This is a genomic window from Frigoribacterium sp. R86507 (assembly GCF_044597695.1).
In the GTDB taxonomy this organism is placed as follows: Bacteria; Actinomycetota; Actinomycetes; order Actinomycetales; family Microbacteriaceae; genus Frigoribacterium.
Genome location: NZ_CP139002.1, coordinates 2,549,246 through 2,564,581 on the forward strand (window position 1 = coordinate 2,549,246; position 15,336 = coordinate 2,564,581).

A 15,336-nucleotide genomic window follows, 5' to 3' on the forward strand; every position below is an offset into this window, starting at 1 on the left:
GACGACGTCGGGTCAGCGCGCGGCGCTGCCGTCGCCCGTCGGCGAAGCCGACCGAGATGGCCTGCGTCGCCCCGGCTGCGTCGCCGTCAGCGCGCAGCGCTGCCGTCGACGTAGTCGGAGTCCTGCTGCTTCCAGGCGAACAGGGCGCGCAGCTCTTGGCCGGTGGCCTCGATCGGGTGCTCCTCGCCCTTCTTGCGCAGCTGCTGGAACTCGGGGGCGCCCGCGTCCTGGTCGTCGATGAAGCGCTTCGCGAAGGCACCCGACTGGATGTCGGCGAGGACGGCCTTCATGTTGTCCTTGACGTCGCGGGTGATGACGCGGGGGCCCGAGACGTAGTCGCCGTACTCGGCCGTGTCGGAGACGCTCCAGCGCTGCTTGGCCAGGCCGCCCTCCCAGATCAGGTCGACGATCAGCTTCAGCTCGTGGAGCACCTCGAAGTAGGCGATCTGCGGCTGGTAGCCGGCCTCGGTGAGGGTCTCGAAGCCGTACTGGATCAGCTGCGAGGTGCCGCCGCAGAGCACGGCCTGCTCGCCGAAGAGGTCGGTCTCGGTCTCTTCGGTGAAGGTGGTCTTGATGCCGCCGGCACGCAGGCCGCCGATGCCCTTCGAGTACGACCAGGCGAGGTCCCAGGCCGAACCCGAGGCGTCCTTCTCGACGGCGACGATGACGGGCACCCCGCGGCCGGCCTCGAACTCACGACGGACGGTGTGGCCGGGCCCCTTGGGGGCGACGAGGACCACGTCGACGCCCTCGGGCGCCTCGATGTAGCCGAAGCGGATGTTGAAGCCGTGTCCGAAGACGAGGGCCTTGCCGTCGGCGAGGTTGGGGGCGATGTCGTCGGCGTACACGTGGCGCTGCACCTGGTCGGGGGCGAGGATCACGATGACGTCACCCCAGGCCGAGGCCTCGGCGGGCGTCTGCACGGTGAAGCCGGCCTCCTCGGCCTTGGCGCGGCTCTTCGAGCCCTCCTTCAGCCCGACGACGACCTCGACGCCGGAGTCGCGGAGGTTCAGCGCGTGGGCGTGGCCCTGCGAGCCGTAGCCGATGACGGCGACCTTCTTGCCCTGGATGATCGACAGGTCGGCGTCGTTGTCGTAGACGATTTCAGTCACGGTGTGGGTTCTCCTTGGGTGGTGACGGTGGGGTGTCGGGGCGAGGAGGCGCGGTGCGCGACCCCTCGCGGGGTCAGTTCTTGAAGACGCGATCGGTGATCGACTTCGCGCCGCGGCCGATGGCCAGGAGGCCCGACTGCGAGATCTCCTTGATGCCGTAGGGCTCGAGCACCCGGAGCAGCGCGGTCGTCTTGCCGGTGTCACCCGTGACCTCGATGACGAGGGCGTCGGTCGACACGTCGACGACCGAGGCACGGAAGAGGGTGACCGCCTCGAGCACCTGCGAACGGGTCGTGTTGTCGACGCGCACCTTGATCAACAGGTGCTCGCGCTGGACGGACTGCGAGTAGTCGAGCTCGACGATCTTGATCACGTTGATGAGCTTGTTCAGCTGCTTGGTGACCTGCTCGAGCGGCAGCTCTTCGACGTCGACGACGACCGTGATGCGGCTCAGGCCCTCGACCTCGCTCTTGCCGACGGCGAGGCTCTCGATGTTGAAACCGCGTCGGGCGAAGAGCCCGGCGACACGGGTCAGCAGACCCGGCTTGTCTTCGACGAGCAGGGACAGGACGTGGCTCATGCGTGTTCTCCGGTCATGTCGCCGTCACGGGTGGTGTCGGAGGCGCTCGTGCCGGGCGCCTCGTCGTCCCACTCGGGAGCGAGGGCTCGGGCGTGCTGGATCTCGGAGTTCGAGACCCCTTGCGGCACCATCGGCCAGACCATCGCGTCGCGGCTGACGACGAAGTCGATGACGACCGGTCGGTCGTTGGTCGCGAGGGCGAGTTCGATGGCCGCGTCGACCTCGTCCTCGGTGCGGACCCGGATGCCGAGCGCGCCGTAGGCGTCGGCGAGCTTGACGAAGTCCGGCACCATGCGCGTCTCGTGACCGGTGTTGAGGTCGGTGAACGAGTGGCGCCCCTCGTAGAAGAGCGTCTGCCACTGCCGCACCATGCCGAGCGACGAGTTGTTGATGATCGCGACCTTGATCGGGATGTCGTTGATGACGCAGGTCGCCAGCTCTTGGTTGGTCATCTGGAAGCAACCGTCGCCGTCGATCGCCCACACCACGCGGTCGGGCTGGGCGACCTTGGCCCCCATGGCGGCCGGGACCGAGTAGCCCATCGTGCCCGCGCCTCCGGAGTTGAGCCAGGCGTGCGGTCGTTCGTACTCGATGAACTGGGCCGCCCACATCTGGTGCTGGCCGACGCCGGAGGCGTAGATCGCCTCGGGGCCGGAGAGCTGACCGATGCGCTGGATGATCGCCTGCGGGGACAGCAGGCCGTCGTCGGGCTGGGTGTAGCCGAGCGGGAACTGCTCGCGCAGCCCGTCGAGGTGCTCCCACCAGGCCGCGATGTCGGGCTTCACGCCGCCCGTGACCTCGGCGAAGGCGCTCGTGAGGTCGGGGATGACGATCTTCGCGTCACCCACGATCGGCACGTCGGCGATGCGGATCTTCGAGATCTCGGCCGGGTCGATGTCGACGTGGACGACCTTCGCATCGGGCGCGAACAGCTCGGCCTTGCCGGTGACCCGGTCGTCGAACCGCGCGCCGAGGGCGATGATGAGGTCGCTCTCTTGCAGGCCCAGCACGGCCGGGACGGTGCCGTGCATGCCGGGCATCCCGAGGTGCTGCGAGTGGGTGTCGGGGAACGCACCGCGGGCCATCAGGGTGGTGACGACGGGAGCCCCGGTCAGCTCGACGAGGGCCTTCAGCTCGGCCGACGCCTCGGCGCGGATCACGCCGCCGCCGACGTAGAAGACCGGCCTCTTCGCGTCGGCGATCATCTGGGCCGCGGCGGTGATCTGCTTGCCGTGTGCCCTCGTGACCGGCCGGTAGCCCGGCAGATCGACGACGGGCGGCCAGACGAAGGGGGCGCTGTTCTGCTGCGCGTCCTTCGTGATGTCGACGAGAACCGGGCCGGGACGACCCGTGCTCGCGATCTGGTACGCCGCGGCGAGCGTCGCCGGGATGTCCTCGGGCTTCGTCACCAAGAACGAATGCTTCGTGATCGGCATCGTGATGCCGACGATGTCGGCCTCCTGGAAGGCATCGGTGCCCATCAGGGTCGAGAAGACCTGACCGGTGATGGCCAGCAGCGGCATGCTGTCCATGTAGGCGTCGGCGATGGCCGTGACGAGGTTCGTCGCACCGGGACCGGACGTCGCGATCGCGACGCCGACACGACCGGACGCGGCGGCGTAGCCCTCGGCGGCGTGGCCGGCGCCCTGCTCGTGGCGCACCAGGATGTGCCGGATCGCGGTCGAGGCCATCAACTCGTCGTAGAAGGGGATGATGGCGCCGCCGGGCAACCCGAACACGTCGGTCACGCCGAGGTGCTCGAGCGACTTGAGGATGGCACCCGACCCGGTCAGCACGGGAGGCGCGGGGGGCGACCCGACGGACACGCCGGCGTTCGGCCGGGCCGTCCGTGTCGCGGTGCCGGGCGTGGGGGTGGACTCTGCAGGCATCAGTGCCGGTTCCCTGTTCGTGGTCGGTGATCGATGGTGACGGTGCGGGACGCGGCCGTGCACGGGGGTGCGGCGACGCGTCGGCTCGGCCCGGGGGCGGGAGGCGTCAGTAGGTGACGGCGCCCTCGGCCGCGGAACGGACCTGGCGTGCGTACTTCGCGAGGACACCGCGGGTGTAGCGCGGGGGAAGCGGTGCCCAGCCGTCTCGGCGGGCGTCCAGCTCTGCGGCGTCGACGAGTAGGTCGATCGAGCGAGCGGCGATGTCGACCCGAATCAAGTCACCATCGCGCACGAAGGCGATCGGACCGGAGTCGACCGCTTCGGGTGCTATGTGGCCGATGCACAGGCCGGTTGTGCCGCCTGAGAATCGTCCGTCCGTCAAGAGTAGTACATCTTTGCCGAGCCCCGCGCCCTTGATGGCTGCCGTGATGGCGAGCATCTCGCGCATTCCCGGGCCGCCCTTCGGGCCCTCGTAGCGGATCACGACCACGTCGCCGGCCTCGATGCGCCCCTCGGTGAGGGCGTCCATCGCACCACGCTCGCGTTCGAAGACCTTCGCCGGACCCTCGAACACCGAGGCGTCGAAGCCGGCCGTCTTCACGACGGCGCCTTCGGGTGCCATCGAGCCGCTGAGGACCGTGAGACCGCCGGTCGCGTGGATCGGGTCGTCGAGCGTGCGCAGCACCTCGCCGTCGAGCGGCTTCGGTTTGATCGACTCGAGGTTGTCGGCCACGGTCTTGCCCGTGACGGTCAGGCAGTCGCCGTGCAGCAGACCCGCGTCGAGGAGGGCCTTCATGACGACGGGTACGCCGCCCATGCGGTCGACGTCGTTCATGACGTACTTGCCGAAGGGCTTGAGGTCGCCGATGTGCGGCACCTTGTCGCCGATGCGGTTGAAGTCGTCGATGGTGAGGTCGACCTCGGCCTCGTACGCGATGGCGAGCAGGTGCAACACGACGTTGGTCGAGCCGCCGAAGGCCATCGCCACGGCGATGGCGTTCTCGAACGCCTTCTTCGTGAGGATGTCGCGCGTCGTGATGCCCAGGCGGAGCATCTCGACGACGGCCTCGCCCGAGCGGTGGGCGAAATAGTCGCGGCGACGGTCGGCCGACGGCGGGGACGCCGAACCGGGGAGGCTCATGCCGAGGGCCTCGGCCACGCTGGCCATGGTGTTGGCGGTGTACATGCCGCCGCAGGCACCCTCGCCCGGGACGATGGCGCACTCGATCGCCTTGAGGTCGTCGTCGCTCATGTTGCCGGCCTTGTGGGCACCGACCGCCTCGAACGAGTCGATGATCGTGACGTTCTTCTCGGTGCCGTCGCTGAGCTTGACCCAGCCGGGGGCGACGCTGCCGGCGTAGAGGAAGACGCTGGCGAGGTCGAGCCGGGCCGCGGCCATCAGCATGCCGGGCAGCGACTTGTCGCAACCGGCGAGCAGCACCGAACCGTCGAGTCGCTCGGCGTTCATGACGACCTCGACGCTGTCGGCGATCACCTCTCGCGAGACGAGCGAGAAGTGCATGCCCTCGTGGCCCATCGAGATGCCGTCGGACACCGAGACGGTGCCGAACTGGAGCGGGTAGCCACCGCCGGCGTGGACGCCCTCTTTGGCGCCCTGGGCCAGTCGGTCGAGCGACAGGTTGCAGGGGGTGATCTCGTTCCAGCTGCTGGCGATGCCGATCTGGGGCTTGCTCCAGTCTTCGTCGCCCATGCCGACGGCACGGAGCATGCCTCGCGACGTGGTGGCCTCGACGCCGTCGGTGACGACGCGGCTGCGGGGTTTGATGTCGATCCCGTCCGGGGTGGGCTTCTCTGGCATGGGTCGAGTTTAGGCCGTGACCGGGCCCGTGCCGTCCACCGCGGCCGGACGCCTCAGAGCTCGCCCGGCTCCCCCGCCGCGGCATCGCGCGACCGGGTGCGTCGGCCCTCGTGGTCGCGGGCCTCGTCGTCGCCCTCGCTGTCGTCGAGCCCGGAGGAGTCGCCCACCCGGTCCATCTCGACGGCCAGGGCGTCGGCCGACCCGACGGGCAGGTCGGACACGTCGAGATCGGTGACGTCGCCCTCGGTGGTCTCGGCGATCTCGCCGGCGGCCCGCGCCACGGCGTCGTCGAGTTCGTCGACGACCAACTGGTCCCGCAACAGGTCGCCGTTGCGGTACCCCGCCCGCCCGATCATGTGCGCCGAGATGGGGGCGGTGAGCATCTGGAAGACGAGGACGACGAGCAGGGATGCGATCGTGCCGACGGTGTGCTGGTCGAGCGCGATGGCCGCCAGCACGAGGATGAGGCCGAAGATCTGCGGCTTGGTCGCGGCGTGCATGCGCGACAGGGCGTCCGGGAACCTCAGGAGGCCGATGCCCGCCGCGACCGAGAGCAGCGCCCCGCCGATCAGCATGATCGAGGCGGCGACCTCGTAGACCGTCTCGGGGATCACGACGGGTCCTGCTTCGAGACGTAGCGCGCCACGGTGATCGAACCGAGGACGGCCGTCAGCGCGAGGGCGAGGATGACCGGGATGGTGCGGGTGTGGCCGTTGAAGACCATGTCGGCGGCGAGCACGCAGATCAGGGTGGTCAGCAGCATGTCGGACGCGATCATGCGGTCGAGGATCGACGGCCCCCGCACGATGCGGATGACCGACGCGAGTCCGGCGAACGCGAACAGCGCACCGACGACGTAGGCGACGACGGTCACGAGGGACCTCCTTCGTGGGACGAGGACGGGCTGACCGGTTCGTGGACCTCGGCCGCGGCCGGGGTGCCGTCGGCGATGCGACGTCGGTCGTCGTCGCTGCCGAGCACCCGGACGAGACGGGCCTCGACGACCAGGACGCCGTCGCGGACGCCCTCGACCCCGGCGAGGTCCTCGACGGCGAGGGCGTGCAGGTAGAGGATCGACCGCTCGCGGTCGGCCTCGACCACGAGCGACCCGGGCACGAGCGAGATCGCCTCGGCGACCAGGGTCATGATGAAGTCCGACCTCGTGTGCAGCTGGACGGCGACGATGGCGTTCGAGGTCACCCCCCGAGGACGCACGGCCTGCCAGGCGACGATGACGGAGGCGCGGACCAGGTCGACCACGAAGTGCGCCAGGAAGACTACGGCGTACCAGAGGTTGAACCGGCCGCTCAGTTCGACCGGCGGCAGGAAGAACACCCGGGTCACGAGCAGCGCCACCGCGACCCCGGTGACGAAGGCCAGGACGGTGAACTGGTTCCACAGGGCCATCCAGAGGACGACCAGTCCGACGAGCAGGGGCAGCTGACGGGCGAGGCTGCGGCCGACCTCGCCACGGGTGGGACGACCGGTCACGGTGTGCTCCCCTCGTCGGCGGAGTCGGAGGCGGGTTCGGGCTCGGGCGACGACGGGTCGGAGGTCGTCTCGCCCTGCCCGGCGGGGAAGACCGTCTGCACGTAGTCGTTCGAGCCGTAGACCCGACCGGCCGCGCGCTCGGCGACGCCGTAGAGCGGGCCGGCGGCGAAGGTGAGGGCGAGCGAGACGAGCACCATGCCGGCGGTCGCGCCCACCATGGTGCGGGGGTTGGTGCGACGCTGCTGGACGGCCACCCGACCCGGGGCCTCCTCGAGGTGCTCGGTGAACGGCGACTCGTGGTCGTCGACGTCGGCCTTGGGACGCCAGAACGCGAGGTTCCAGGCACGCATCAGGGCGTAGAGCGTGAGCAGGGATGTCAGCGCCCCGGCGCCGATGAGCACGTACACGAGCGGATCGTCGAGCCGGGCGCCGGCCTCGAAGAGCGCGACCTTGCCGATGAAGCCCGAGAACGGCGGGATGCCACCCAGGTTGAGCGCCGGGATGAAGAAGAGGACGGCCACGATCGGCGCCGCCTTGAGCAGACCGCCCAGACGGGTGATCGACGCCGTACCGCCTCGTCGTTCGATCAACCCCGCCCCGAGGAAGAGCGTGGTCTGCACCGTGATGTGGTGGACGACGTAGTAGATCGTCGCTGCCAGCCCCTCGACGGTGCCGAGCGCGATGCCGAAGATCATGTAGCCGATGTGGCTGACCAGGGTGAACGAGAGCAGTCGCTTGATGTCGGCCTGGGCCACCGCTCCGAGGATGCCCACGATCATCGTCAGCAACGCGATGATCAGCAGGTAGACGTTGACGTTGCTCTCGACGAACAGCACCGTCTCGGTGCGGATGATGGCGTACACGCCGACCTTGGTCAGCAATCCCGCGAAGACGGCGGTCACGGGGGCGGGAGCGGTCGGGTACGAGTCGGGCAGCCAGAACGACAGAGGGAAGATCGCGGCCTTGATGCCGAACGCCGTCAGCAGCATGACGTGGATGATCGTCTGCACGTCGGGCGGGATGGTGTCCATCTTCTGGGCGATGTCGGCGATGTTGACCGTGCCGAGCGCGCCGTAGATCATCGCGATGGACGCGAGGAACAGCACGGACGACACCAGGCTGACGACGATGTAGACCACACCGGCCCGGATGCGCTGCTCGGTGCCGCCGAGGGTGATCAGCACGTAGCTGGCCACCAGGAGGATCTCGAAGCCCACGTAGAGGTTGAAGAGGTCACCTGCGATGAAGGCGTTGAAGACGCCCGTGGCGAGGATGAGGTAGGTCGGGTTGTAGATCGAGACCGGGGCCTCGCCGTCACCGTCGGCCTGGCCCTGCCCGACCGAGAACACGAAGACCGCCAGCAGGACGATCGACGAGATGCTGAGCATGAGCGCGGCGAGACGGTCGACGACGAGCGTGATGCCGAACGGCGCCTGCCAACCGCCCACCTGCACGGCGATCGCCCCTTGCGTGTCCACGACGACGAGCAGCACGAGGCTGATGACGACGACGAGGGCCAGGGCGACGATCGAGACGACGGCCTGCAGCCGGGGCCGCCGACCGGCGATCAGTGCCGCCGCGGCACCGAGCAGTGGGATCAGGACGACGAGCGGCACGAGGTAGCTGGTGGTCATGCTCCGTGCCCTTTCTCGTCGTGGTGGGACCGGTCGTGGTGGGGCCGGTCGTCGGCCGGGACGGCCGCTTCGGCCCGGCTGCCGAACTCGCTGTCGCCACCGGCCTCGTCGTCACCGTCGCCCTGCTCGGACTCTTCTTCGGCCGGGACGCCTCGACGTCCGATCTCGAGGTCCTCGGCGTCGTCCGCGAGGGTGTCGCCCTGCGCGAGTCGCCACGACCGGTAGATCAGCGCGAGCATGAACGCCGAGATGCCGAAGGTGATGACGATGGCCGTCAGCACGAAGGCCTGCGGCAGCGGGTCGGCGAAGTCGGCCGGATCGGCCTGGCCGTCGACCACGGGGGCCGCGCCGCGTCGGCCGGACATGAGCAGTATGAGGATGTTCGTGGCGTTGCCGACGAGCAGGAAGCCCAGCAGCACCCGGGTCATGCTGCGCTCGAGCAGCAGGTAGACGCCGCAGGCGTACAGCGCGGCCATGACGACGATCAGGGCGAGGGAGACGCTCATGCGCGCCCCCGCTCGGTCGGGGGCGTACCGGCGACGGACACGGGGAGCGACTCCTCTTCGGGCTCGGACACCTCGCTCGGGTGGCCGAACGCGTCCTCTTCTTCTTGACGGTCAACCTCGGCTCCGAGGCTGCGGAGCACGTCGAGGACGAGCCCGACGACGACCAGGTAGACGCCGACGTCGAAGAACGTCGACGTGACGAACTCGACGTGGCCGAGCAGCGGCACCTCGGCCTCGAACCAGGTCGACGTGAGGGCGTCGACTCCGAAGAAGAGCGGGACGAGTGCCGTCGCGGCGACCGTCAGGAGACCGGCGCCCAGGAGCTTGCCGGCATCGAGGGGCGCGGCCGCGCCGAGCTCGTACCGACCGCCGGCGAGGTAGCGCGCCACGAAGGCGAACCCCGCGACCAGACCGCCGGCGAAGCCACCGCCGGGCAGGTTGTGACCGGCGAAGAGCAGGTAGATCGACACGACGATGATGGCGTGGAAGATCAGCCGGACGACGACCTCGAGCAGGATGGACCGGTTCTGCGGAGCGAGTTTGCGCCCGGCCAGCAGCCAGGCACGCCGGTCGCCCTCGGTGCTGTCGCCGATCTGCGCCGTCGCCCCGCCGACGGGCACGACCGGGGCCGGCTCGCGCACGGGTCGGACCCGTGCCAGGAACCGCTGCGCCCGCGTGCGCCGCTCGGGCCGGGGCAGGACGTCGGCGCGGGAGGTCAGGAAGACGAGGCTCGCGACGCCCGTGGCGGCGACGATGAGGACGGCGATCTCGCCCATGGTGTCCCACCCGCGGATGTCCACGAGCGTCACGTTGACGACGTTTCGGCCGTGGCCACCGTCGACGGCGAGATCGGGGAAGGCACCGGAGATGGTGGGGATCGATCGCGCCCCGAGGGCGACGACGGCGATGGCGGCCATGACGGACCCGACCGAGATGCCGATGACGGCCCGGATCGCCCGGTGGGTGCGTCCGTTGCGTTCGCCCAGGCGGGCCGGCAGCCGACGCAGCACGAGGACGAACGCGATGAGGGTGATGGTCTCGATCAGGGCTTGCGTCAGGGCCAGGTCGGGAGCCCCGTGCAGGGCGAAGAGCGCGGCCATGCCGTAGCCGGTCACGCCGACGAGGACGACGGCCTGGAACCTCTTGTTCGACAGCGCCGACGCGATGGCGCCGATGATCATCAACCCGCCGATGGCGAGCTGGGCCGGGTAGTCCCAGAGCACGGCGGTGGTCGGCCAGTCGCTGTTGAGCGCCAGCGTCACCGCCGACGAGGCGATGAACACGATGAGGATGGTGGCGAGGTAGAACGGCAGCGACCCGCGCTGCGTCGTCGCGGTCGTCCGTGACGCCGTGCGGTCGATGGTCGCCATGATGCGCACGTACCCGTCGGAGGCGCGGGGCAGGAACGAGACGGCCTTCTGCACCTGCGACACCCGATCGCGCTGCCAGAAGAGCAGGCCGCCGACGACGAGCGAGATCGCGGTGAAGCCGAGCGCGGGCTCCAGTCCGTGCCACAGCGCCAGGTAGTACGGCTCGTGCTCGCCCGGTGCGGCGGGGAGCGTGTCGGCGTAGCGCGCGAACACCGGGCCGACCTGGTACGAGACCAGACCCAGCACCACGCCGGCGACGGCGAGGACGATCGGCGACGCGAGGAAGTCCACGTGCTCGCGGACGAAGTCGACCGGCTCGACGCCCTTCTTGCGGCCGAACGCCCCCCAGAGGAAGCGCAGGCTGTACGCGGTGGTCAGGATCGAACCGACGACGACGCCGACCAAGGCCATCACGCCCCAGGCCGAGCCGGTCACGGCGTCGTCGTAGAGCGCCGTGAGCACGGCCTCTTTCGCGACGAAGCCGAAGGTCGGCGGCACGCCGGCCATGGAGGCGAGGGCGAGGATCGTCACCACGAGGAGGACGGGCGCCTGCCGACCGAGCCCGCAGAGCTTGCGGAGGTCTCGTGTGCCGGTCCGGTGGTCGATGACGCCGACCACCAGGAAGAGCGTGGACTTGAACAGGGCGTGCGCGACCAGGAGTGCGAGGCCGGCGAGTGCGGCGTCGCGGGTGCCGAAACCGACCACGATCGTCAGGAAGCCGAGCTGGCTCACCGTGCCGTAGGCCAGGACGAGCTTCAGGTCGTGCTGGCGGAGGGCGCGGTACCCGCCCAGGATCATCGTGACGACCCCGACGGTCACGATGATCTCTTGCCAGCCGGGCTGGTCGTGGTAGCCGGGGGCGAGCCGGGCGACGAGGTAGATGCCCGCCTTGACCATCGCGGCGGCGTGCAGGTAGGCGCTGACCGGCGTCGGTGCGGCCATCGCGGCCGGGAGCCAGAAGTGGAACGGCACGAGTGCCGACTTCGAGAGGGCCCCGACGAGCACGAGCACGACGGCCACCGTGACGACCGTGCCGGTGGGTGGCTGCTCGACGAGCTGCGACAACGAGCTCGTGCCGCCCTGGACGGCGAGGATCACGAGGCCGACGAGCATCGCGAGCCCGCCGGCGGTCGTGACGATGAGGGCCTGCAACGCGGCGCCACGGCTGGCCTGCTTCGCCGTGTAGTGCCCGATCAGCAGGTACGAGAAAACGCTCGTGGCCTCCCAGAAGACGAACAGGACGAAGACGTCGTCGCTCGTCACGAGGCCGTACATGGCCCCGGCGAAGGCCACGAGCACGGCGGCGAACCGGGCGCGACCGGCCTCGTCGCGCTCGAAGTACCGGGCGCAGTAGACGAGGACGAGGCCGCCGACGCCGGTCACGACGAGCGCGAGCACCCAGGCGAGCACGTCCATGCGCAGCGTGAGCGAGATGGCGAGCTGCGGGATCCACGGCAAGGCCTCGGTGGGCACCTCGCCCGACAGCACCGCGGGCCCCTGGAACGCCGTGAAGACGAAGGCGGCGAAGGGCACGACGGACGCCCAGAGGAAGAGCGAGCGGCCGAGTCGCCCGCCGACGCAGGCCACGACGACGGCCGCCACGGCGAACGTTGTCAGGACTACGATCACGGGGACCTCCGTCGGCTGGCGACCTCGTCGAACCGGCTCGGCTGAGCGGCGGCGGGGAGTCGCGGCGGGGGGTCCAGACTACCTTGCAGTCGGCTGGGAATGCTCAGACCCGGGCATCACACCCGTGCAAGTCATGCGGCGTCAAGCATGCCCCAGGTGCTCGCGCAGACCGGCCAGTTCGACGAGCAGGTCGGCCATCGCGGCGGGATCGGCGACACGGTGCATCGCCCCGGTCTCGCCCGGGCCGACCTTGACCGACAGGTCGCCCTCGCCGAGCGCCCGGAAGCCGTCCTCGTCCGTCACGTCGTCCCCCGCGTAGAGGACGCCCGTGGCCTCGACGGCTTCACGGAGTCGGTCGATGCCGTCGTTCTTGCCCGTCGCCCGGACGGCGAACTCGAGGACGTTCTTGCCGACCCGCTCGTGCATGCCGCCGAGGGCGCCGACGGCCTCGCGGGCCGCCGTGTGGACGGCCTCGGTCGTTGCGACGTCCGCGAGCCGTGTGTGCAGGGCGAGGCCTGCGGGCTTCTCTTCCACGAAGACGCCCTCACGCCCCTCGGCCGCACCGTGGACGGCGTCGGACAGGCGCGCGCGGGCAGCCTGCTCGTCGTCGGTCAGCGAGGTCTCGTGGCCGTCGACCCGCACCTCGATGCCGTGCGAGCCGACCAGCAGCACCTCGTCGGGGGTCTGGCTGACCTCGACCAACGACGCGAGGTCGCGTCCGGACACCAGGGCCACCGTGGTCTGGTCGAGGGCCGAGAGGCGCCTGATCGCGTCCAGGGCCGCCGGCAGCGCCCGGGCCTGCAGGGGCGCGTCGACCTCGGGGGCCAGGGTGCCGTCGAAGTCGAGGGCCACGAGGAGGCGCGGGGTCGTCGCGAGGCGACCGAGCGCGTCGCTGAGCGCGAGGGAGTCGGAACCGATCACGAGGCGTCGCCGCCCTTCGCGCCCGAGGCCGGTGCCGGCGTGATCTGCTGCCCCGGTCGCACGTTCTCGAGGGCCTGGAGGAAGGACGCCGACCACTTGGCCACGTCGTTCTCGAGCACGCGACGGCGGAGGGCGCGCATGCGCGTGGTGCGGTCCCGCTTGGGCATCTCGATGGCGCGCATGATCGTGTTCTTGAGGCCGCCGATGTCGTGCGGGTTGATCAGCAGGGCGCTCTTCAGCTCGTCGGCCGCACCGGCGAACTCGCTGAGCACGAGCACGCCGTCGTTGTCGCGACGCACCGCCACGTACTCTTTCGCGACCAGGTTCATGCCGTCGCGCAGTGCCGTGACCAGCATGATGTCGGCGGCGAGGTACAGCGCCACCATCTCTTCGCGGGGGTAGCCGTGGTGGTGGTAGCTGATGGCCGTGTGGCTCATGGTGCCGTAGTCGCCGTTCACGCGGCCGACGGTCAGCTCGATCTCGTCGCGCAGCTGCTTGTACGTCTCGACCCGCTCGCGGCTCGGGCTCGCGACCTGCACGAGCGTGGCGTCCTCGACGCTGAGCCGGCCGTCCGCGAGCAGCTCGCCGAACGCCTTCATGCGGTGCCGGATGCCCTTGGTGTAGTCGAGCCGGTCGACGCCGAGCATGATCGTCTTGGGGTTGCCGAGGCCCTCGCGGATCTCACGGGCCCTGGCCTGGACGTCGGGTCGGGCGGCGAGCTCTTCGTAGCTGGCGGCGTCGATCGAGATCGGGAAGTGCTTCGCCAGCACGCGGCGCACCTTCGTGCCGCGGCGCGACACCGGCGCGGACTCGTCGTCGACCGGGACCTCGATGTAGGGGCGCGTCGTCGAGTAGCCGAGCAGGTGGCGGACGGCGCGCGAGAAGTTCGACGCGTCGTCGGCCCGCTGGAAGCCGATGACGTCGGCGCCGAGCAGGCCCTCGACGATCTGCTGCCGCCAGGGCAGCTGCGAGAAGATGCCGAGCGGCGGGAACGGGATGTGGTTGAAGAACCCGATGGTGACGTCGGGTCGGGCCTCGCGCAGCATCTTCGGCACGAGCTGCAGCTGGTAGTCCTGCACCCAGATGGTGCCGCCCTCTTCGGTGATCTCGGCGGCCCGGTCGGCGAAGCGCTGGTTGACCTGCACGTAGGACTCCCACCAGACCCGGTGGTAGGTCGGGGCAGCGATGACGTCGTGGTAGAGCGGCCACAGCGTGTCGTTGCTGAAGCCCTCGTAGTAGCGCTGCACCTCGTCGGCGCTGAGCGGCACGGGGACGATCTCGATCCCGTCCGCCTCGAAGGGCTCGAACTCGAGGTCGGGTTGCCCCGCCCAGCCCACCCACGCACCGTCGTTGGCCTTCATGACGGGCTCGAGGGCGGTGACGAGACCGCCGGGCGAGTGCTGCCACGACGCCGAACCGTCGTCGGCGACGACCCGGTCGACGGGCAAGCGGTTGGAGACGACGACGAAGCCGTAACGTTCGGGGGTGTCAGGCATGGGGGTGGGTCAGCTCCTGTCGGATCGCCCGCACGGACGCGGGACGGCCAGATTATCAGCGACGCCCCCGCGCCCCCGGTCGACCGGCGGCGCCCCACCGCCCCACCGCGGCACCGGTCAGGCGAGGTGCAGGGTCGCCTCGGCGGCTCTCACAAGCGCCACGCCGTAGCCCGGCCCGTGACCGGCGGCGTGCACGGCGAGCGGATGCAGCTGGTGCAGCGGCACGCGGCCCTGCCACCCCTCCCCCAGCGGCGAGCGCGCCTCGTAGCCGGCCAGCACGTCCTCGAGGTGCGGGCAGCCGAACAACGCCAGCATCGCCAGGTCGGTCTCGGGGTGCCCGCCGTGGGCGGCCGGGTCGATGAGCACGACCCCGCCGCCGTCGAAGAGCACGTTGCCGGCCCACAGGTCGCCGTGGAGGCGAGCCGGCGGAACGTCGTCGTCGAAGGCGCCGTCCGCGACGACGCGGCACGCACGCTCGACGACCTCGAGGCCCGCCCGGTCGAGGTTGCCCGCCTCGACGGCGACGCGGGCGTACGGCAGGACCCGCTGCTCGGCGTAGAAGACGCCCCAGGTCGCCTTCGGTCGCACGGTCATCGACCGGCTGCCGATGAAGCACGGGCCCGTCCACCCCCGAGGAGGCGCACCGAACGCGTCCGCGCCGCTCGCGTGGGTCACCGCGAGCGCCTCACCGAAGGCCCGGGCGGCCTCGGCCGTGGGGCGGACCTCGTGCACGGGATCGAGGTCGATGCGCCCCGGGGACGCGGCCTGCACGCCCACGGTGCGCGCGCCTCCTCGGGGCGTGGCCTCGGCGAGCCAGGCGAGCCCGACCGCCTCGGCCTCGAAGAACCCTGCGGGGGCGTCGGCACGCTGCTTCGTGTACGAGGTCACG

The 15,336-nt window shown here is 70.3% G+C and carries 13 protein-coding genes; all 13 read right to left on the reverse strand.

What is annotated here, in order from left to right; translation table 11 throughout:
- Positions 1-86: 86 nt before the first annotated feature.
- The gene (gene ilvC / locus SJY14_RS12005) at positions 87-1,112 is read right to left on the reverse strand and encodes a ketol-acid reductoisomerase (protein ID WP_396599027.1); all 1,026 of its coding nucleotides are present in this window, start codon (positions 1,110-1,112) and stop codon (positions 87-89) included.
- A gap of 73 nt (positions 1,113-1,185) precedes the next feature.
- Positions 1,186-1,692 (reverse strand): acetolactate synthase small subunit, encoded by a 507-nt coding sequence (gene ilvN / locus SJY14_RS12010; RefSeq protein ID WP_043593980.1) that lies wholly within the window; start codon positions 1,690-1,692, stop codon positions 1,186-1,188.
- Complete coding sequence (locus SJY14_RS12015; RefSeq protein ID WP_083396109.1) at positions 1,689-3,581, reverse strand: acetolactate synthase large subunit; 1,893 nt, start codon at positions 3,579-3,581, stop codon at positions 1,689-1,691. The genes ilvN and SJY14_RS12015 overlap by 4 nt, the downstream gene beginning before the upstream one ends.
- A gap of 106 nt (positions 3,582-3,687) precedes the next feature.
- Complete coding sequence (ilvD, locus tag SJY14_RS12020) at positions 3,688-5,400, reverse strand: dihydroxy-acid dehydratase (protein ID WP_396599028.1); 1,713 nt, start codon at positions 5,398-5,400, stop codon at positions 3,688-3,690.
- 53 nt (positions 5,401-5,453) lie between these two features.
- A complete protein-coding gene (mnhG, locus tag SJY14_RS12025; protein WP_071254275.1) occupies positions 5,454-6,014 on the reverse strand; it encodes a monovalent cation/H(+) antiporter subunit G in 561 nt (186 codons plus the stop codon).
- Positions 6,011-6,274 (reverse strand): monovalent cation/H+ antiporter complex subunit F, encoded by a 264-nt coding sequence (locus tag SJY14_RS12030; RefSeq protein ID WP_054145652.1) that lies wholly within the window; start codon positions 6,272-6,274, stop codon positions 6,011-6,013. The genes mnhG and SJY14_RS12030 overlap by 4 nt, the downstream gene beginning before the upstream one ends.
- A complete protein-coding gene (locus SJY14_RS12035; protein ID WP_071254276.1) occupies positions 6,271-6,891 on the reverse strand; it encodes a Na+/H+ antiporter subunit E in 621 nt (206 codons plus the stop codon). Before SJY14_RS12035 ends, SJY14_RS12030 begins: the two co-directional genes overlap by 4 nt.
- On the reverse strand, positions 6,888-8,525 hold the full coding sequence (locus tag SJY14_RS12040) for a Na+/H+ antiporter subunit D (RefSeq protein ID WP_083396110.1): 1,638 nt from the start codon (positions 8,523-8,525) through the stop codon (positions 6,888-6,890). Before SJY14_RS12040 ends, SJY14_RS12035 begins: the two co-directional genes overlap by 4 nt.
- Positions 8,522-9,031 carry a Na(+)/H(+) antiporter subunit C gene (locus SJY14_RS12045; RefSeq protein ID WP_071254278.1) on the reverse strand — a complete coding sequence of 170 codons (510 nt, stop codon included), beginning with the start codon at positions 9,029-9,031 and terminating at the stop codon, positions 8,522-8,524. The genes SJY14_RS12040 and SJY14_RS12045 overlap by 4 nt, the downstream gene beginning before the upstream one ends.
- Positions 9,028-12,030, reverse strand: coding sequence for a Na+/H+ antiporter subunit A (locus SJY14_RS12050; protein ID WP_071254281.1), 3,003 nt, complete (start codon positions 12,028-12,030; stop codon positions 9,028-9,030). Before SJY14_RS12050 ends, SJY14_RS12045 begins: the two co-directional genes overlap by 4 nt.
- A gap of 141 nt (positions 12,031-12,171) precedes the next feature.
- Positions 12,172-12,951 (reverse strand): trehalose-phosphatase, encoded by a 780-nt coding sequence (otsB, locus tag SJY14_RS12055; RefSeq protein ID WP_218141812.1) that lies wholly within the window; start codon positions 12,949-12,951, stop codon positions 12,172-12,174.
- Positions 12,948-14,447: an alpha,alpha-trehalose-phosphate synthase (UDP-forming) gene (gene otsA / locus SJY14_RS12060; RefSeq protein WP_071254284.1), complete on the reverse strand. Its 1,500-nt coding sequence runs from the start codon at positions 14,445-14,447 to the stop codon at positions 12,948-12,950. Before otsA ends, otsB begins: the two co-directional genes overlap by 4 nt.
- Positions 14,448-14,564: 117 nt before the next feature.
- Positions 14,565-15,335: a fructosamine kinase family protein gene (locus tag SJY14_RS12065; RefSeq protein WP_071254286.1), complete on the reverse strand. Its 771-nt coding sequence runs from the start codon at positions 15,333-15,335 to the stop codon at positions 14,565-14,567.
- Position 15,336: the final 1 nt, after the last annotated feature.

Coding starts and splice junctions, on each gene's coding strand:
- ilvN (WP_043593980.1), bottom strand. CDS start 1,692: ATGAGCCACGTCCTGTCCCTGCTCGTCGAAGACAAGCCGGGTCTGCTG.
- SJY14_RS12015 (WP_083396109.1), bottom strand. CDS start 3,581: ATGCCTGCAGAGTCCACCCCCACGCCCGGCACCGCGACACGGACGGCC.
- SJY14_RS12045 (WP_071254278.1), bottom strand. CDS start 9,031: ATGAGCGTCTCCCTCGCCCTGATCGTCGTCATGGCCGCGCTGTACGCC.
- ilvD (WP_396599028.1), bottom strand. CDS start 5,400: ATGCCAGAGAAGCCCACCCCGGACGGGATCGACATCAAACCCCGCAGC.
- otsA (WP_071254284.1), bottom strand. CDS start 14,447: ATGCCTGACACCCCCGAACGTTACGGCTTCGTCGTCGTCTCCAACCGC.
- SJY14_RS12040 (WP_083396110.1), bottom strand. CDS start 8,525: ATGACCACCAGCTACCTCGTGCCGCTCGTCGTCCTGATCCCACTGCTC.